This is a genomic window from Pseudarthrobacter sp. KH_020_B (assembly GCF_057840185.1).
Map to the genome: position 1 here is coordinate 355426 of NZ_CM174506.1, position 16774 is coordinate 372199.

19 protein-coding genes are annotated in these 16774 nt (G+C 66.0%); 5 read left to right on the forward strand and 14 right to left on the reverse strand.

The genetic code is table 11. The features are described from left to right. Positions 1-22: 22 nt before the first annotated feature. The 3 genes from dhaK to dhaM are packed head-to-tail and all read left to right on the forward strand — an operon-like array spanning position 23 to position 2363. Positions 23-1024, forward strand: coding sequence for a dihydroxyacetone kinase subunit DhaK (gene dhaK, locus AC3IT0_RS01685; RefSeq protein WP_252568039.1), 1002 nt, complete (start codon positions 23-25; stop codon positions 1022-1024). Between the two features lie 2 nt (positions 1025-1026). Beyond that, positions 1027-1659, forward strand: a complete 633-nt coding sequence (gene dhaL, locus AC3IT0_RS01690) for a dihydroxyacetone kinase subunit DhaL (protein WP_489322102.1) — start codon at positions 1027-1029, stop codon at positions 1657-1659. Then, the gene (dhaM, locus tag AC3IT0_RS01695) at positions 1656-2363 is read left to right on the forward strand and encodes a dihydroxyacetone kinase phosphoryl donor subunit DhaM (protein ID WP_489322103.1); all 708 of its coding nucleotides are present in this window, start codon (positions 1656-1658) and stop codon (positions 2361-2363) included. The genes dhaL and dhaM overlap by 4 nt, the downstream gene beginning before the upstream one ends. A gap of 9 nt (positions 2364-2372) precedes the next feature. Here the strand turns inward: dhaM and AC3IT0_RS01700 are convergent, their stop codons facing one another. The 5 genes from AC3IT0_RS01700 to AC3IT0_RS01720 form a co-directional block, all read right to left on the reverse strand. Beyond that, the gene (locus tag AC3IT0_RS01700; RefSeq protein ID WP_489322104.1) at positions 2373-2681 is read right to left on the reverse strand and encodes a DUF3040 domain-containing protein; all 309 of its coding nucleotides are present in this window, start codon (positions 2679-2681) and stop codon (positions 2373-2375) included. 132 nt (positions 2682-2813) lie between these two features. Next, a complete protein-coding gene (locus AC3IT0_RS01705; RefSeq protein ID WP_489322105.1) occupies positions 2814-3308 on the reverse strand; it encodes a hypothetical protein in 495 nt (164 codons plus the stop codon). Positions 3309-3344: 36 nt separating this feature from the next. Beyond that, the gene (locus tag AC3IT0_RS01710) at positions 3345-3776 is read right to left on the reverse strand and encodes a DUF3592 domain-containing protein (RefSeq protein ID WP_489322106.1); all 432 of its coding nucleotides are present in this window, start codon (positions 3774-3776) and stop codon (positions 3345-3347) included. A gap of 3 nt (positions 3777-3779) precedes the next feature. Next, positions 3780-4211 carry a DUF3592 domain-containing protein gene (locus AC3IT0_RS01715; protein ID WP_489322107.1) on the reverse strand — a complete coding sequence of 144 codons (432 nt, stop codon included), beginning with the start codon at positions 4209-4211 and terminating at the stop codon, positions 3780-3782. A 64-nt stretch (positions 4212-4275) separates the two neighbouring features. Beyond that, entirely contained in the window at positions 4276-5265 is a 990-nt protein-coding gene (locus AC3IT0_RS01720) for an HhH-GPD family protein (RefSeq protein ID WP_489322108.1), read from the reverse strand. Between the two features lie 153 nt (positions 5266-5418). Between AC3IT0_RS01720 and AC3IT0_RS01725 the strand changes: the two genes are divergently transcribed. Beyond that, complete coding sequence (locus AC3IT0_RS01725) at positions 5419-6102, forward strand: hypothetical protein (RefSeq protein WP_489322109.1); 684 nt, start codon at positions 5419-5421, stop codon at positions 6100-6102. Positions 6103-6127: 25 nt separating this feature from the next. On the opposite strand, the gene disA is transcribed toward AC3IT0_RS01725, so the two are convergent. From disA to AC3IT0_RS01765, 8 genes are all read right to left on the reverse strand, one after another. Continuing rightward, complete coding sequence (disA, locus tag AC3IT0_RS01730; RefSeq protein ID WP_489322110.1) at positions 6128-7204, reverse strand: DNA integrity scanning diadenylate cyclase DisA; 1077 nt, start codon at positions 7202-7204, stop codon at positions 6128-6130. A 254-nt stretch (positions 7205-7458) separates the two neighbouring features. Next, positions 7459-8001: a TOPRIM nucleotidyl transferase/hydrolase domain-containing protein gene (locus AC3IT0_RS01735; protein ID WP_489322111.1), complete on the reverse strand. Its 543-nt coding sequence runs from the start codon at positions 7999-8001 to the stop codon at positions 7459-7461. A gap of 389 nt (positions 8002-8390) precedes the next feature. Then, complete coding sequence (locus AC3IT0_RS01740; RefSeq protein WP_489322112.1) at positions 8391-9377, reverse strand: tyrosine-type recombinase/integrase; 987 nt, start codon at positions 9375-9377, stop codon at positions 8391-8393. A 319-nt stretch (positions 9378-9696) separates the two neighbouring features. Beyond that, positions 9697-10737 carry a tyrosine-type recombinase/integrase gene (locus AC3IT0_RS01745; protein WP_489322084.1) on the reverse strand — a complete coding sequence of 347 codons (1041 nt, stop codon included), beginning with the start codon at positions 10735-10737 and terminating at the stop codon, positions 9697-9699. Continuing rightward, a complete protein-coding gene (locus AC3IT0_RS01750) occupies positions 10734-11690 on the reverse strand; it encodes a tyrosine-type recombinase/integrase (RefSeq protein ID WP_489322083.1) in 957 nt (318 codons plus the stop codon). The genes AC3IT0_RS01745 and AC3IT0_RS01750 overlap by 4 nt, the downstream gene beginning before the upstream one ends. Beyond that, positions 11683-12969, reverse strand: coding sequence for a site-specific integrase (locus AC3IT0_RS01755; RefSeq protein WP_489322082.1), 1287 nt, complete (start codon positions 12967-12969; stop codon positions 11683-11685). The genes AC3IT0_RS01750 and AC3IT0_RS01755 overlap by 8 nt, the downstream gene beginning before the upstream one ends. A 209-nt stretch (positions 12970-13178) precedes the next feature. Beyond that, complete coding sequence (locus tag AC3IT0_RS01760) at positions 13179-13919, reverse strand: tyrosine-type recombinase/integrase (protein WP_489322113.1); 741 nt, start codon at positions 13917-13919, stop codon at positions 13179-13181. Beyond that, on the reverse strand, positions 13916-15124 hold the full coding sequence (locus AC3IT0_RS01765; protein WP_489322114.1) for a tyrosine-type recombinase/integrase: 1209 nt from the start codon (positions 15122-15124) through the stop codon (positions 13916-13918). Before AC3IT0_RS01765 ends, AC3IT0_RS01760 begins: the two co-directional genes overlap by 4 nt. A 435-nt stretch (positions 15125-15559) precedes the next feature. Here AC3IT0_RS01765 and AC3IT0_RS01770 point away from each other — a divergent pair, with 435 nt between their 5' ends. After that, positions 15560-16099, forward strand: coding sequence for a GtrA family protein (locus tag AC3IT0_RS01770; RefSeq protein WP_489322115.1), 540 nt, complete (start codon positions 15560-15562; stop codon positions 16097-16099). A gap of 59 nt (positions 16100-16158) precedes the next feature. Here AC3IT0_RS01770 and AC3IT0_RS01775 read toward each other — a convergent pair whose 3' ends face one another. Then, positions 16159-16539, reverse strand: a complete 381-nt coding sequence (locus AC3IT0_RS01775; RefSeq protein ID WP_489322116.1) for a hypothetical protein — start codon at positions 16537-16539, stop codon at positions 16159-16161. Positions 16540-16774 lie beyond the last annotated feature (235 nt).

Below are 16774 nucleotides of genomic sequence, written 5' to 3' on the forward strand. Positions count from 1 at the left end.
CCCACACCCCAGGAGTTCTGCCATGAAAAAGCTCATCAATGATCCCCGTTCCGTGGTTGACGAATCCGTCGAGGGATTCGGTCTGGCCCACGCGGGACTCGTCACCGTCACCGCCGATCCGAAGTACGTCACGCGCAAAGACGCGCCGGTGGCAGGGAAGGTCGGACTCGTTTCCGGCGGGGGAAGCGGCCACGAGCCGCTCCACGCCGGGTTTGTCGGGCTGGGAATGCTCGACGCCGCCGTGCCGGGGGCGGTGTTCACCTCGCCGACGCCGGACCAAATCCTTCCGGCGACGCTCGCCGTTAACTCGGGCGCCGGCGTCGTCCATATCGTGAAAAACTACACCGGCGACGTCCTGAACTTTGAGACCGCAGCGGAACTCGCGCAGGCCGAAGGCGTGGACATCCGTACGGTCCTGGTCAATGACGACGTCGCGGTGGAGGACTCCCTGTACACCGCAGGCCGCCGCGGGGTGGGTGGCACGGTTCTGGTGGAGAAAATCGCCGGCGCCGCGGCTGAGCGGGGCGACAACCTCGATGCCGTGGCCGCGATCGGCGACCGCGTCAACAGCAATGTCCGCACCATGGGGGTTGCACTGTCCGCGTGCACAGTGCCGCATGCGGGAACGCCCAGTTTTGACCTGGCGGATGATGAAATCGAGATCGGCATCGGCATCCACGGCGAACCCGGCCGGCACAAAATCCCCATGGAGAACGCGGACGGCATCACCGACCGCCTGCTGGACCCGGTCCTCAGTGATCTGGGCATCACCGGCGGCGAGAAAGTCCTGCTGTTCGTCAACGGCATGGGCGGCACCCCCCTGAGCGAGCTGTACATCGTCTACCGCCGCGCTGCCCAGGTGATCGCAGAACGTGGAGCCGCCGTCGAACGCTCGCTGGTGGGGAACTACATCACGTCCTTGGAAATGCAGGGCTGCTCAATCTCCGTGCTGCGGCTCGACGATGAACTGACGCAACTGTGGGACGCTCCCGTGCACACCGCCGCCCTGCGTTGGGGCGTGTAACCGTGGTGCTGGACGTGAAATGGGCTGTCAGGTGGCTGACTCTCTGCGCCCAGGCCATGGCTGAAAACCGCGTCTGGCTCATCGAACTGGACCGTGCCATCGGGGACTCGGACCACGGGGAGAACATGGACCGCGGCTTCCAGGCCGTGCTGGAGAAACTCGCCGATGCGCCGCCGGAGACCCCGGGCGCGGCCCTGAAACTGACTGCCATGACCCTGATGTCCAAGGTGGGCGGCGCCGCGGGACCCTTGTACGGAACCGCGTTCCTGCGCGCTTCCACCGCAATGGGCGACGCCGCCGAGATTGATCCGGGCCGCCTCGCCGATGCGCTCGTTGCCGCCCGCGACGGCATCGTGGCCCGGGGTAAGGCCGAGTCCGGCGACAAGACCATGGTGGACGCCTGGACCCCCGCTGCGGAGGCCGCACAGGCTGCCGCCGCGGACGGCGCGGGCACCGTCCTTGGGGTGCTGGTCGCGGCAGCCGAAGCGGCTGAGGCGGGCGCCGTGGCCACAGACCCGCTGGTGGCCCGCAAAGGACGCGCCAGTTACCTGGGGGAGCGGAGCGCGGGCCACCGCGATCCGGGGGCCGCTTCCAGTGCACTGATTCTCCGGGCTGCTGTCGGGGCCGCAGCGTGACAGTACGCCTGGTGGTGGTGTCCCATAGCGAAAAAATTGCCGACGGCGCCGTGGAGCTTGCCGCCCAGATGGCGCCCGACGTCGTAATCCTCGCCGCCGGGGGCACCGCCGACGGCAGGATCGGAACGAGCCTGGAGAAAGTCATGTCTGCCCTGGACAAGGCGGCCGGCGGCGATGGGGTGGTGGTCCTGACGGACCTGGGTTCCGCCGTGATGACGGCGGAATCGGCCCTGGAGCTCGTGGAGGAGCCGGTCGGCGTGCTCCTGGCGGACGCGCCCCTGGTGGAAGGCCTCGTGGCCGCCGCCGTCGCCGCACAAGGCGGCGCCGACGTGAAAGCAGTCAAACGTGCCGCCGAAGCGGTCTACGGATTGGGGCCGGAGGTGGCGGCTGCGTCGCCGGTCCTCGCCGCAAGCACCGTAGCTGTTGGGTCCGTCACCGGTCCGGGGCCGGACTTCACCGGCGACTTCGAACTGGTGAATGAAGCCGGCATGCACGCCCGTCCGGCCGCCAAGATCGCGGGCGGGCTGGCGTCCCTCAACGCCGACGTCACGGTCAACGGCGTGGATGGCGCGTCAATGACATCCCTGATGACCCTGGCGGCAGGCAAGGGATCCGTGCTCCACATCGAGGCTTGGGGGCCCGACGCCGAGCGCGCCCTGAACTACGTCGGCGGCCTGGTGCAGGCGGGCTTCGGCGAGCCGTAGGGCGGGCTGCTATTTGACGCCGTTGCTATTTGACCTGGGGTTGCGGCGTGGGACGAACTTGTGGTTGTCCAGGAGGAGATACGTGCCGGCTCCCATCAGGAGGAAGCCGCCGACGCCGATCACGATGATCTGCGTGCTGACACCGACAATAAGCGACACCAGCCCGATCAGGCACGCGAAGGCACCGAGGTAGGTACGGCGGCCAAACCTCATGCCCACGGAGCCGGACGAGAGTTCCTCGGCGAGCCTCGGATCGTCTGCCGCCAGGCCCGATTCCAACTCCTCGAGCTGTTTCCGCTCCCTATCTGAAAGTGGCACCCTTACCCCTTTCCGGCGGCGAACCTGTTATTAATCCAACGTTGCCGATGCTGGTAATACAGACCGTAGGAGTGTCCTGAGTGGAAGTCAAGAGGTGGTCTGGCGGGGCCAATTTGCCGCCCAGCGAGGGCCCTACGCAGCCTGTCGCAGGCCACCGGCGTCCAGAATCACCGAGGCCGTGATGAACCTCCCGCAATGCTCCCCGTAGGGATACGCGCCGCGGGGCCGGAAATCCAAGGTGCGCACCGGCAGGGCTGATCCGCCAGGAGAAGTGCCCGTGGCGGTCAGTGCCATCGGGGCCTCCGTGAGGGACTCCAGCATCAGCATCCCGATCAGGGTTCCGTCCGGGGAAGCCGTTGCAGAGCAGGCGCCGTCCGGTGTACAACCTTGGTCAATTGATGCCGTTCCTGGGAACAGTTCCACTGGGGCCTCCTTGCAGACGCCGTCCTGGCAGGCCTTGAGGCGCAATGATCCCACCTGCGCCACGTACTCCCGCGCCACAGTCACCGAGACAGCACTGGCCTGGGCAATCATCGGGCAGGGCTCCGGGACGGGGTAGTAGTAGTAGCAGCCGGAGGTGATCACCGCCGTCGTCATCAGTGCCAGAAGTACCCCGGGCTTGCCCATACTTCAGCGTAAATCCGGAGCCGGAAGCCCGCATTGCTACCAGGAAAGTGATGCAAACATTGTTATGGCTGTGGCCCCAAAGATCACCATAATGAGACCTGTGGCCAGCCGGCCTTTGGCAACAACGAAGACCGGCGGCGTGGATTCGGCGGGATTGGCCGGGTTGTAGACCACGGGTAGGCGGGTGCCGATGATCGCCTGGTCCTGGCTGTAGATATCGGACTGCCCCAGCCAGCGTTTGCCCCCGGCGTCCGCGAATTCATACGACGGCGCAAACCGGTTCCGGCCGTTGCTTCCGGGTCCGTCCGCGCCATACAGGTTTCCGGTGACGGTGGCCGAAGCCTCCTGCCACCCCGCCATGGAACGTTTCCGGCGGAAGGACGCGGCCAGGGACAGCCCCATCAGGACGAGGCCCGCGGCAAGGAAAAGCCCGGGCAGGACGATGAACAGCAGTTTCAGGGAGTCCACGGTTCAGCCCAGGGGAAAAGCGCCGGCCACCCAGAACAGCAACAGGGCGAAGAATGCGAAGACCGGCATCAGGCACCCGATCACCATCTTGGACTCGGACGCCACCTGGAACGACTGGTTGGGATTCGCCGGGTTGTAGGCCACCGGCAGGAGCGATCCCGGTGCCTGCTGGTTGGCGTACGAGACCTCGGATTCGCCGGCATACAGGGTCCCGTTGGGGTCCGCGAACTGGTAAGTGGGGTAGAAGCGCCTGCTCCGGGAGGAGCCGCCTCCGCCGTGTGTCCAGCCCGCAACGTTGCCGGTGACGGTCGCCTGCACCTTTGGCCAGCCGGCGATCAGTTTTTCCTGCCGCCTGGTTTTCCGCAGTGAACGGACCAGCGCAAAAATGACACCCGCAACAAACAGTGCCCAGATGCCGTACAGCACGATTCTCATGAATTCCCCCGGTTCGAGTCACCAGAAAGTATGCCATCCGGGTGCGGGCCACCCTAAAGACGCCTCAGGCGGGAAGCCGGTAACCGCCCTGGTGGAGCTCGGCCAGCCCGTCGCCAAGGAGGCCGGCCATGGCACGTTCGAGCTGTTCCGGCGCGGAGTTCAGCCGGTGCAGTGCGGACAGGGGCACCCCGATTCCGTCCGCCGCGAAGCCCAGGTCGGCAGGCTCCCGCTGGAACATTTCCGCCGGCACCGGGGCGTCCGCAAGCCGCAGCACAGCCATCACGGCACCCCGGACCTGCCGGTCGGTGCCGTGCCACGCCTGTCCCTTGGGAACGTACGACGGCGGTGGCTCGCCGGCTGCCAGCCACGCGCAGGCGTCCCGCACCGGGCAGTCCGCGCACTTGGGCGCCCGGGCTGTGCAGACCAGCGCCCCCAGTTCCATCACCGCAGCGTTCCAGCGCACGGAGGTCCCGACGTCGTCCGGCAGCAGTTCCGCCGCGAGCCGCATCTCCGAAGCGTTCAGCGACGGTGAGGGAAGCGCGACGCCGGAAACCAGGCGCGCGTGCACACGCCGGATGTTCGTGTCCACCACGGTTTCCCGGCGTCCGAAGGCAAAGGCGGCAACGGCCGCGGCCGTGTAGCTGCCAACGCCGGGCAGGGCCAGCAGCTCCGAGTAATTGCCGGGGACCTTGCCGCCGTGGTCGCGGACGATGGCGGCGGCGGCCGCGTGCAGGCGTAGTGCCCGGCGGGGGTAGCCGAGCCTGCCCCAGGAGCGGACGGCTTCCCCTGCAGGCTCGCCGGCGAGCCCTGCGGGAGTGGGCCAGCGCTCGAGCCATTCCCGCCAGACCGGCAGCACCCGCACAACGGGCGTCTGCTGCAGCATGATCTCGCTGACCAGGACTCCCCACGGTGAGCGGTGGGGTTCGCGCCAGGGCAGATCCCTTGCCGTCTCCGCGAACCAGCCGGTGATCCTGCGGTGTAGCGCGGCGAGTTGCTCGGGGCGGAGTTCATCCGTGCCGGACTGGGCCGTAACGGGGGCGCCGTCCGCGGGCATGGCTGGGGAAAGGATTGTAGCGTCGATCCCAACACTGTAGTGGATTCCCGGGAGCCCACGCGAAGATGCCCGCGGACAAACTGTGACCTGAGCGTTGGCCGGGGACCGGCGTGGTGGGACGGCAGAATCCGGCGGGTTCTCTAGCCTAGGAGGATGGGCAGGCAAGGCAATTCATCACCACGCAAAACGGCATCTGCGCCCGGTTCCCGGGGCGGTTCAGGCGCTACCAGGCAGCCGAGCGCGGCCGTGTACCGCCGCCGTCGGCTTTTTGTGGGAACAGCCGTCTTGATGGCGGTGGGGCTCACTTTCGGCGGCTTCGCGGTGGCCGGTGCGTTAAGCGGCACCGAGCAGGCATCCTCCACCGGCGGCGCAACCGAAGCCGCGCCCGCGACCGGTGCGTCGCCGTCGGAAACTGCGGCCAGCGAACCCACCCCAACGCCCACGCCGTCCTGCAACCAGAACCTCGTGACGGTGTCCGCCTCGACCGACAAAGCCGCCTACGGCCCGGACGAAAACCCGCTGCTCACGCTGAAGGTGACCAACGGCGGAACCATGCCGTGCGAGGTGAACATCGGGACGTCCCAGATGGAGTTCCTGGTGACGAGCGGCGCGGACAGGATCTTCTCGTCCAAGGACTGCCAGGCCAAGGGCGAAGACCTCGTGAAGGTGATTGCCCCGGGCGCCAGCGAAACGGCGAACTTCCCGTGGGCCCGCAACCGCACGCTGGAAGGCTGCAGCCCCATCGAGGCCAAGCCGGGGGCCGGCGGGGCGTACTACATTTTCACGGCCAAGCTCGGCTCAAGGGCCAGCCCCAAGGCAGTGTTCCAGCTCAGCTGAGAAATTCTTTCAATCGATGGGGGAACTACAGGAAGCGGTCCAGCAGGCTGGCTTCGGCCATGCGGCTCAGGCCTTCGCGGACGGTGCGGGCACGCTGGTCGCCGATGCCGTCGACGGTCATGAGGTCGTCGATGGTGGCCGCCATCAGGAACTGCAGGCCGCCGAAGTGGTCCACGAGGCGGTCGGCAACGGCCTTGGGGACTGCCTTGAGGCCCGACAGCAGCCGGTAGCCGCGGGGCTGCACCACGGCGTCGAGGTTGGCCTCGCCGCCGGCAAAACCGACGATACCGGCGATCTTGCCAAGGTCGATCAGTTCCGTGGGGCCAAGGTTCACCAGGGCGCTGACGGCCCGTTCGATGTCCTCGGCGGACGCGTCCGGTCCGGCGTAGTCGCGGATGATGACGTCGCTGCCCGGGCCGCGGCCCACCGTGAGTTCATCGAGCTGGAGGGACAGCAGGCGGCCGTCCTCGCCAAGTTCCAGGACGTACTGCGAGATTTCCTCTGAGATCCGGCGGACCATTTCCTGGCGCTGCAGGGTGACCGCGACGTCGCGGACCGTCACCATGGCCTCGATCTCCAGGGCGGACAGAGAGCTGGTGACCTGGTCCAGGCGCGAACGGTACCGTTCCAGCGTGGCGAGGGCCTGGTTGGCGCGGGCCAGGACCTTTTCGGATCCCTCCAGCACGTGCCGCAGCCCGTTCACATACAGCGCGATGATCTGCATGGACTGGCTGACGGAGATCACGGGAACGCCGGTCTGGATGGCCACACGCTCCGCTGTACGGTGCCGGGTGCCGGATTCCTGGGTTTCGATGCTGGAGTCCGGGACGAGCTGGACCGCGGCGCGGAGGATGTTTCCGGCGTCCTTGTCGCAGATGATGGCGCCGTCCATCTTGGCCAGCTCGCGGAGCCTTGTGGGGGAGAAGTCGATGCCGATGTCGAAGCCGCCGGAGCAGATGGAATCGATGGTCCGGTCCGAGCCCAGCACGATCAGCGCACCGGTCCGCCCCCGGAGAATGCGTTCCAGCCCATCGCGCAACGGCGTGCCCGGAGCCACTCTGCCCAGAGTCGCCTTGAGCGATTCTTCGGGGCTCCGAGCCATAGGTGTTCCCTTCAAAGGTGCAGACTGCCGCCCGCAGGTACGCCGGTTTTACACTCCGCCGGCAGGATCAAAAGTACTCAGTTTCCCGCAAGCTCAATGATAGAGGTAAGAAGCGGCGACAACCGCACGGACAAGCCCCAAAGTGCCCCGTTAGGGGGTGCCGCGAAGTGCCTCGGGAACGCGTTCGACGGCGGCTGCCCGATGGGCATTTGTGGCCTGTTTGGGTGCGTGGTGGGCTCTGCACCCCCACCACATCAGAAGGAGGCAACGAGGCGGGCGAGCGGCGGGGGTGCAAGCCCAGCTGGTAATGCGTCGACGAGCAGGGGCGCATACCGGATCTTGTTACCGCTGCGGCCCCCGAAGAACCGGCGCAACTGCGCCGTTATCGGCCGCTCTCGCTGTGACGGCTGGCGTTGGAGGATCCGGAACGACGCGAGCTCGCCCTGAGCCGCGATGACGTCGAGCACGGCATCGACCCCAAGGCAGCGGATGAGTTCGTCCTCCAGGTCGGCGTGACAGACGTGGAACCCAAGATCGGCCAGCGACCCGGACCCGACGCCTACCCGGGCGAGCGCTCGAGCGATGCCACGAGACTCCCTTTCATCGCACAAGCCGAGCAACCGGTGGCCTGCGCCGTCCGGGCCGTAGCGGTCGAGGAAACGGACGATGCTGGTGGCGCCGCCCATCGGCACCACCGTCACCCGCTCGGCTGCCAGATCATGGCCAACGCGAAGGGCCAGTGTCTCGACCGCAATCCGGTCACTCTCGCCCTCGACCAACACCGTCGTCGCCTGCATAGAACCAGTATGACGAACGCCAGCCTGGGCGGCTCGCGCCGTCAGAACTGGCACGGTAGGCCTGGGTCCCGAATGGCAATGCCCGACGATGCCCGAAAAGGACACATGCCGACACTCGGCGGTTGGTGATGGCGTCGCTCGTCTGATGCGTCAGGGAAGGTCTTGTCCGGCGTTACCCCGGAGCGGCCAGGGCGCTTTTCTGGGCGGTGAGGTCTTGGTCGTTGATGGATACGCGGGTGTGTCCGATCAGGAGTCCGGTCGTGGTTCATGAAGGTACCGTTTATCCCCCCTTCACCGGTTATGCCGAGGTCGTGGTTATTCCGATGTCGGCGCTGTGGGCGCTTGGTGGGGCGGTGGGGGCGAGAGAAGTTCGGCATAACTGGCTGGTGCTATAGGGCTTTGAGGAAGGCAAGCAGCTTGTCGGTTGGCTGGTAACGGCCTGGTTGGCTTTGGAGTGGGGCGGTGCGGTCAAGAGCTCGCTGTTTGAGGTCAAGGTCGGCGTGGAGATAGGGGTTGGTCGAGGCCGGGGACTCGTGGCCGAGCCAGAGGGCGATGGTGGTCGAGTCGATTCCGGAGGCGAGCATTCGCATGGCGCAGGTGTGGCGAAGGACGTGAGGAGTGACGTTCTTAACCGCGATCGTCGGGCTGACGCTGGCAGCTCGGGAAGCGTGGAGGGCGATTCTTTGGGCGACTGCGTCGGTCGTCATCTTCCTGGTGGTGCCGCGAGGGCAGAACAGGGCCATGCCGGCTGGGGCTGGGGTCTCGGCCAGCCAGTTCCTTAAGGTGGTGGCGGTGACGGCGTCGATGGGAGTGGCGCGGCCTTTGCCGTGGCAGGCGATGTGGGCGCCGGGCTTGTCCAAGTAGGTATCGCCTCTGGTGAGGGCGGTGATCTCACCGACCCGCATCCCGGTGGTGATCATGACTTTCAGCAACAGGTGGTCGCGTCGGCCGGTCCAGGTGCTTTGGTCGGGGGTGGCGAGCAGGGACTCGACCTCGGGGCCGGTGAGCCAGGAGATGACGCTCTGGCTCGTGTTCTTTCTGGGGATCGCCAGGACCCGGGCGATCTGGGCGGCATGCTCTGGGTGGCGTAGGGCGGCGTGGCGGAACAGCGAGTGTATGACGGCCAGGCGGGCGTTGCGGGTTCTGGGGCTGTTGTGGCGCTGCTGCTCGAGCGCGGTGAGGAAGTCGCCGATCAAAGCGGCGTCGAGTACGGAGAAATCCAGGTCGCTGGGGGCAATCCCGGTGTGGTCGTGGACATAACGCAGGAACAGGCGCAGGGTATCGCGGTAAGCGGCGACAGTATGAGGGCTAGCGCCGAGTTGGGCGAGCAGGTAGTCGGTGAAGAACGATTCGAGGGTGGGGGCCAGAGCGGTCATGGCTGCGGCGTCCTTTCAAAAGTGGCCATCCGATGGGCGACGGCAGTCATGAGTTCGGGGCTGGCGGTGAGGTACCAGTAAGTGTTGGCCGGCTCGACGTGGCCTAAGAAAGTGGCCAGGGTGGCCAGGCGGGCGTCGACGTCGGCGCCGTGGCGGTGAGCGTCGATGAGGGTGTTGACGGCGAAGCTGTGGCGCTTATGTGGAATTCCACATAACAGGCATTAGGCGGACGGCTGGGTTATGTGCCCTGTCGGGGTGTTTTGGCTGGTGGGGGCCGTGCCGGTGGTTGTTTGGGGAGCATAATCCTGGTGGTCTCCGATTATCGTGCCAGTGAATCGAGCCAGCCGATCAGGGAGGCGTCCAGGGTCCAGTCCGGCAGGTCATCCGGGGTCAGCGGTTCGTAGGCGTTCTGGATGGCTTTGCGTTTGGTCTCGGCATCTGCGCGGGCGTAGATCTCGGTGGTGGAGATTTCGGCGTGACCGAGCAGGTCCCGGATGTAGATCAGGTTGACGCCGGCCTGGATCAGGTGCATCGCTCTGGTGCGCCGCAGCGTGTGCGGGGTGACCCGCAGGCCGGGAGCCCATCCTGGGTCGCGTTGTCGCACGGCGCCGACGTGGCGGGTCAGGATTTTGGCGATTCCGGAGCGCGTCAGCCGGGAGTGGTTGGGTCCGTGGAAGAGCGGGTCCGCGTCGGCGCCGAGGCCGGGGTGCCGGTCGCGGTGTTCCAGGTAGTCGGTCAGCAGCCGGGCGGTTGGGTCCATCACGGGCACGTACCGGATTTTGGATCCCTTGCCGTGGATCGCCATCGTCATCGGGGCGGAGCGGCGGATGTTGGCAACGTCGAGATCGCAGAGTTCCTGGACGCGGGCGGCGGTGTCGTAGGCCAGGGCCAGCAGGGCGGTATCCCTGGCGGCGCGCGGGCCGGCCGTGCCGGGTTCGGCCAGCAGTGCCCTGATTTCCTCGCCCGTGAGGTATCCCGGCTCGGGGGCCGGGGTTTTCTTCTGCCGGATCGCGAGGACCTGGGTGATCTGGTCGAGTCTGTCGGGCTGCTCGACGGCGGTGTATCGGCAGAACGACTTGATCACCGCCAGACGCTGGTTGCGGGTGGCCGCACTGCAGTTCCGCTCGGTCTCCAGCCAGTGAAGGAACCGCAGGATGCGGGTTCGGTCGATGTCGGCCAGGCGCAGCTTCTCGGGCGGGATGGCCTCTGAATCTCTGAACCAGATGAGCAGCAGTTTCATCGCGTCACGGTAGGAGGTTATGGTCCTGGGTGAGGCTGCCCGTTCCCCGGCCAGGTGGTCGGTGAAGAACTTCGCCAGCCAGTGCCCGGCAAGATCCGATGGCAGGATCGTTGGTCTCACGGTTCCTCCCCGGCCGGGGCGGGGATGGTGTAGCCGAACCGGATTTGGGCTTTGGCTATCACCTCGGGGTGGGCATCGGCGGTCAGCCTCAGGTAGTACTGGGTGCCGCGAAGGTCCGCATGGCCCATGTAACACGCCAGGTAGGGCAGCATGACGGCCAGATCCGCACCTTCTGCGGCCCATCTTCTCAAGTTGGCCACGGCGAAGCCGTGGCGTAGCGAATGGGGGTGGGGACCGCCCTCGAAGTGGGGGATGCCGGCATCGGCCAGGTAGCCGCGGAACCGCGTGTAGACGGTTGACTGGCTGATCGGCCTGCCCGCAGCGAGGCTGTAAAACACGTAGTCGCTGCTTTCGGGGGCCGGGTGGGCGGCGGTGATGTAGTTATCCAGGGTCGCGGCCAGCCGGGGAGTGATCGGCACGGTCCTGCTCTCGCCGTTCTTCGAGTCGCGGATCCGCAGCGTCCCGGTGCGGGTATCGGCGTCGTTCAGGGTCAGGTTCAGTGCCTCTGAAACCCTCAGCCCGGCACCATACAACACCCGGAACAAGACCGGGTCGACCAGTGCTTTGTTCGAGTAGGAGGACATCGGCTGGGTATCGATCTCGGTGAACAAACGGCACATCTCCTCATCGGTGAGCACATACGGCGCCTGGTGGCGCACCCGGACCGGCGTGGCCGCGGCCGGCATGTAGGCCTGCCAGCCGAAGGCCCGGGCGTGGCCGGCCAGCTGGCGCAGCGCCAATTCGTTGCGCCGGATCGTGGACTGCCGCAGGTGCCGGCCGTAAAGAAAACCGACGACCGCCTCTTTGATGATTGACCCGTCCGGGTAGCCCTCCCGGCGGCAGTGATCGGCGAACTGGCCCAGGATTCGTTCCTGGACCTTGAACCTGTACCCGCCGGCGTGGCGGGTGGCGACCAGGTCGGCGACCAGGTCCGGCAGCGTGGTCTCAGGCATCACGGCCACCGGCCTTGGCCCGGCCGGTAACGTCTTCGACGTCCAGCGCGCAGCCTCGCAGCCTCTCGACGTCGAAGCGCAGGTAGTACGCCTGGGTCGTGTCGGACGAGGCGTGTCCCAACACCGCCGAGACCACCGGTATCGGTGTGCCGTTGCCGATCATGGCAACAGCCAGCGCGCCGCGCAGGGAGTGCATCCCGCAGACCTGCTCCGGCGGGAACCCGATCCCGGCGCGGGCAGCGTGCCGAGAGAGCCTGGACGCGACCGAGGACGCAGATCCGAACGTGTCGAACGGGTGGCTGTGCTTGACGAACACCTTCGGGCAGGCGGTTTCGGGGCGCCCGCCCCTGATGTAGTCGATGACCGCCCATCCCACGTCCTCCAGCAGCGGAAGGCGCAACGGCCGGCCTGTCTTTTGCTGAACTATCGTGATGGTCTTCGCCCGCCAGTCCAGGTCGCCCAACTCCAGATGGCGCAGATCCGAGATCCGCAGGCCCAGGCGGGCGGTGGCCAGGATCATCGCGTAGTCGCGTTTGCCGGTGGCCGAGCCACGGTCGATCGCGGCCAGCAGTCGACGAACCTCATCAGCGGTCCACAGGTGCGGCTCGGACTCGTGGCGGACGTGTCTGTACGGCGGCAGCCTCTCGGCCAGGTTCTGCGGGGTCCGGCCCCCGGCGGCCAGGAAAGCCAGGAAGTCGGCCAGCGACGATCTCATGGCCGCGACGGTCTTGCGCCGCAGGTGGCGCTGGCGCAGAAGGAAGCCGGACAAGTCCCGGACCCCGATCGCGGCCAGGTCCCCGGCGCCCGTTTCTTCCAGGTAGGCCAGGAACCGGCTGACCGTTTTGTCTTTGGCGAGAACCGTCGCCTCCGCGTTGCCGCGCCGGCGGCACGAAGCGAGGTAGTCGTTCCGGAGCAGGCGGAACTTCGCCGGACAACCCTCCTTCGCCGGGATCACCGTCTTGTCGATTTCGATCGCCCGCCCGGCCAGCAGGTCAGCCATCAGTACCACCGGCCGGCGGACCGCCGCGACATTCCTGTCCCTGACAGATTCCCGCAACGCCCTCAGTCTGACCCCGGTCTGCTTCGCGATGAAATCAAGGCACGCCTCATCGCCGGGCACTTCCACGCCGCGCGCGGCCAGGAAGGCCGCAAACAGGTCAAGCACGGCCTGCTGGCGGCGGACCGTGCCCTCGGCCCTGCCTGACTGCCGCAACACCGCCGCGACATCGCCGACAGCGGATCTGACGTTGATTTCTCCCACGAGAATCACCACTTCCATTCGGTACACCAATGAACAGAAGCGATTCTCCATCGAGCCGGACGGTCCCCGACAGCGCTAACGGCCCGCCCGTACCGTCCCTACCGGCCAACCGGAACCGGCGGCGGCACGATAATCGGAGACCACCAGGATTATGCTCCCCAAACAACCACCGGCACGGCCCCCACCAGCCAAAACACCCCGACAGGGCACATAACCCAGCCGTCCGCCTAATGGCGCAGATCGTGCAGACGCGGTGCCCCGCAACGGGGCCTGTCCGGCAGGTGACACTCGTCGACCAGCCGGGCGAAGGCGGCTCGGGCTTTGTCCTCGTTGAGCCGTCCGCCCCGAGGGCCGAACAGCAGCGGGCGGCCTGGTGCACTCACCTGATGGGGCCGGTGCCCCTGGTAGGACAGAAGGGCCTGGAGGGAGGCGGGCTGCAACGGAACCAGACGCTGGCGGTCGTACTTGCCAGTGACCACCAACAACGCCTGGTCGACATGAAGGTCCTCGACGTTCAGCGCCAGCGCCTCGCCGCTTCGCATCCCGGTCACGGCCAGCAGACCGATCAGGGTACGCACGCCGAGCGCGAACAGCGCCGGGGTGAGCACGGTGGAAGCCGCCATCAGCTGGCCGACCTGCTCAGAGGTGTAGAGGTAGGGCAGCCGGCGGGTTGTTCGGGCACGGATCAGCCCGGGCGGGATGAGTTCGGCGGCGCCGGGATCAACGCCGTGCACGTAGGCGGCCAGCCCGCTAACGGCTCGCAGGCGGGCAGCCTGCCACCGTTTGGTGCTCGTCGGTTTCTGGCAGGCGAAGGCCAGGGCGTCGGCAACGGTGATCTTAGTGACTCCGCGGGAGGCCAGATCGTCGAGGAAGCCGGCGATCAGCCAGCGGTGGTCCTTCAGTAGGTAACCGCGGGCGGAGCGCTCGGCCAGCCACGTCTCGGCCGCCGCGGGCAGATCAACGCTCATTGCCCCTCCTCCGGCGTCGGCCACGGGCGGGCCAGGTCCCGCAGTGCAGGAAGGTCCGCCTTGGCGTAGACGGCGGTGGAGCCCACTCGTGAATGCCGCAGCAACTGGCCGGCCTCAATCAGGCCGCCACCGGCCGCGAGTACCCCGCAGGCGGCGGTGTGCCGCAATCGGTGCGCCGCGCCCGGGCCAGTGACCCCGCCACGGCGCAACGCCGCCGAGACCACGAGCGAGACCCCCTGAACCGACAGCCCAACGTGGGGAGCTGGCGACCTCAAGAACACCTGAGGACGTCCCCCAGCCGGTGGGCGCCCTTTCATCACGTAGGCGGCCAGCGTCTGGCCCACGTCCGCCGGCAAAGGCAGCGCATCAACGTGCCCGGCCTTGCCATGTACCCGGACCAGACCGGTCTGCCAGTCGATGTCCTCTAAGCACAGTGCTGCGATCTCACCGGCGCGTAGGCCGAGCCGCAGCATTAAGGCCACCATCGCCTCGTTGCGAAGGCGATCGGCTCCCTCACCGACCGCCCTCTTCAAAGCGGTCAACTCCGCGGCGGTCAACGCCTTGGGCGGGCGTGTCCCTCTCTCCGCGGCGAACGAACCGACCGCCTCGGCCAGCGGCACCGAGGTCGTCCCCTCCAGCCACATCCAGCGCAGCAGGGCCCGAACCGCTTTCGCCTCTGCCTGCACCGACGCCCAACAGTGCCCGGCCGCGCGCCGGGTCACAAAGTCCGCCACCTGCCTGGCAGTCAATCCTCGCCAGTGGTCAGGGTCGGGGAAGGCGGTCAAAAAAGGTCTCGCTTGACTGACGTAGCCGGACACCGTGACCGGAGCCAGCCCACGCTCGGCCAACAGACAGTGAGCAAATCCGACCAGCAGCGCCTCCGCCGGCGATCCCGGCGCAGCCGGCACCGGCTCGGGTGCCACACCTATCCGCCGCAGGTATCTCAAAAGCGGCGCCAGCGCCCGCTCCGAGCGCATCTTCGACCCGATCCTGCGGCGCTCAGCGAGGAAGTGCTCAATCACCTCGACCGTCAAGCCCTCAGCTGCCAGCCCCTCGGCCGCCAGCCATCCCGACAAATACCTCAACAGCCGTAACTGCCCCTCGAAACTGCGCGGCGAATAACCCAGCCCAACGAGTTCGCCGAGGAAGCCCTCAACGAATCCACTAAGCGGACCAGACACCGAAGCCCTGCGTCGACCTGCCATGACACTGCTCCTCTCCAGACAATGGAGATAGCAGTATCACCCCACCCACAGGCATCGCGTTATGCCGAACTTCGCGCACCGCACCCGCCCAGCAGCGGCCAACCCGCCCCACTATCGGAATAACCACGACCTCGGCATAACCGGTGTTATCCCGAATTCGGAATAACACCGGGCATTTTCTCGGGCGGGTCCTACGGGAATCGAGCGGCCGCGGACACTCGGCGATCGAGATTCAAGAAAGTGTGAGCGGGCTTGCGCCGGTGGGGGACCGGCTTACGGACATCTATTGAAGAGCGGTTGCGCAACGCCCCCCTTAGCTCTGGGGGTTCCACGCCTCGGGCGCTTCGGGCTTAGGGTTGATACTCGGTCCTTGCTTTCTTGGGGTGGATCGACAGATTGAAAGTTGGGGGGATCCCGTGGGGGGGAAACGAAAACGTGCGCAAGGTGGCAAACCGCATTATCGGGCTAATCGACCTCCTCTGGAGGGAAGTAGCCAAGTTTGGCCTTGTCGGCGGCCTGGGTTGGATCATCGACAACGCACTCTATGCGGTCCTTTGGCATGGGCCGATGTCGGACAGCACCATCAAGGCCCGGATAGTTTCTACCGCTGTGGCTACCTTGTTTTCGTGGTTTGCCAATCGTTATTGGACTTTCCGTCATAGACGTTCGGAGAGGGTCTGGAAAGAGTTCGGACTATTCCTCGTCATGAACGGGATCGGGCTAGGGATCGTTGTCGCCTGCCAGGTGGTTTCCCGTTATGTCTTGGGCTTTCAATCGTTTACCGCTGACTTCGTGGCAGGAGGAGTCATTGGATTGATCCTCGGAACCATCTTCAGGTTCCTCGCCTACAGATTCTTCGTATTCAACGAGGAGCTTGATGACGATCCACAGTTTGCCCACGACCATGAAGCGCCCGAGGCCACAATAGCGGGCACACCGGTCGATGCTCTTAAGGCCAACGCGAGAGCCCGTTAACCGATCCCCAAATGAGAGACAGCCAGCTCACGCTGCGATTGTCCCTACCGAATTGACCGTCAGACCTGCGAGTTCAATGCCTTGCGCGCCAGTTCAGTAAGTAGCGCCATCTTTCGTTGGCATTCCTCTTTTAGGACCGCGTTGGTCCTGGCATCTAGGTACCAGCCCAGCCGGTCGTATGCGTGGACGTTCGCGATGCTGCCCATTGTGGTCTCGTCCAAGTCGACTGTCATTTCGACCGGAACGCTCTTACGACCCCACGGAAGCATCGTGCCCCATATACGGAGGAAGAAATTCGAGCCCGTATGCACGGTTAGGCTGTTCCCGTCAGTGCGCGGCTTGTAGCCCTCGGCCTTCAAGTTATCAATAAGGACCTGGATTGCCGCTGCTGGGGTCATTTGGACGGGAAACGATTCGCGTGATTCGTAGATGGTCTCCATCCAAAATCCTCTTTCCGGTCTCGACAAGTACAAAGCCGCTGCGTCGTGGCATCAGTGCCGTACTGCGAATCCTACTTGGCCGACTCTGAGACATTTCCTCTTGACCTGAGTCAGCCGGGTCGTCCCGTTCAGGGTTCCCCAAATGGACGCTACGGTCCCGCTGTGTGCGTTGGGAGAGCAGCATAAGAGAGTCCCAGAGTTAGCCAGGAGTAGGCTCCCTCTCATGGGGAAGAAG

Bases quoted from the DNA above. Each gene is read 5' to 3' on its own strand.
- AC3IT0_RS01750 (WP_489322083.1), bottom strand. From the start codon at position 11,690: ATGCCTGAGACCACGCTGCCGGACCTGGTCGCCGACCTGGTCGCCACC.
- AC3IT0_RS01775 (WP_489322116.1), bottom strand. From the start codon at position 16,539: ATGGAGACCATCTACGAATCACGCGAATCGTTTCCCGTCCAAATGACC.
- AC3IT0_RS01755 (WP_489322082.1), bottom strand. From the start codon at position 12,969: ATGGAAGTGGTGATTCTCGTGGGAGAAATCAACGTCAGATCCGCTGTC.
- AC3IT0_RS01705 (WP_489322105.1), bottom strand. From the start codon at position 3,308: ATGGGCAAGCCCGGGGTACTTCTGGCACTGATGACGACGGCGGTGATC.
- AC3IT0_RS01760 (WP_489322113.1), bottom strand. From the start codon at position 13,919: ATGAGCGTTGATCTGCCCGCGGCGGCCGAGACGTGGCTGGCCGAGCGC.
- AC3IT0_RS01725 (WP_489322109.1), top strand. From the start codon at position 5,419: ATGGGCAGGCAAGGCAATTCATCACCACGCAAAACGGCATCTGCGCCC.
- disA (WP_489322110.1), bottom strand. From the start codon at position 7,204: ATGGCTCGGAGCCCCGAAGAATCGCTCAAGGCGACTCTGGGCAGAGTG.
- AC3IT0_RS01740 (WP_489322112.1), bottom strand. From the start codon at position 9,377: ATGACCGCTCTGGCCCCCACCCTCGAATCGTTCTTCACCGACTACCTG.
- AC3IT0_RS01720 (WP_489322108.1), bottom strand. From the start codon at position 5,265: ATGCCCGCGGACGGCGCCCCCGTTACGGCCCAGTCCGGCACGGATGAA.
- AC3IT0_RS01715 (WP_489322107.1), bottom strand. From the start codon at position 4,211: ATGAGAATCGTGCTGTACGGCATCTGGGCACTGTTTGTTGCGGGTGTC.
- AC3IT0_RS01765 (WP_489322114.1), bottom strand. From the start codon at position 15,124: ATGGCAGGTCGACGCAGGGCTTCGGTGTCTGGTCCGCTTAGTGGATTC.
- dhaK (WP_252568039.1), top strand. From the start codon at position 23: ATGAAAAAGCTCATCAATGATCCCCGTTCCGTGGTTGACGAATCCGTC.
- AC3IT0_RS01735 (WP_489322111.1), bottom strand. From the start codon at position 8,001: ATGCAGGCGACGACGGTGTTGGTCGAGGGCGAGAGTGACCGGATTGCG.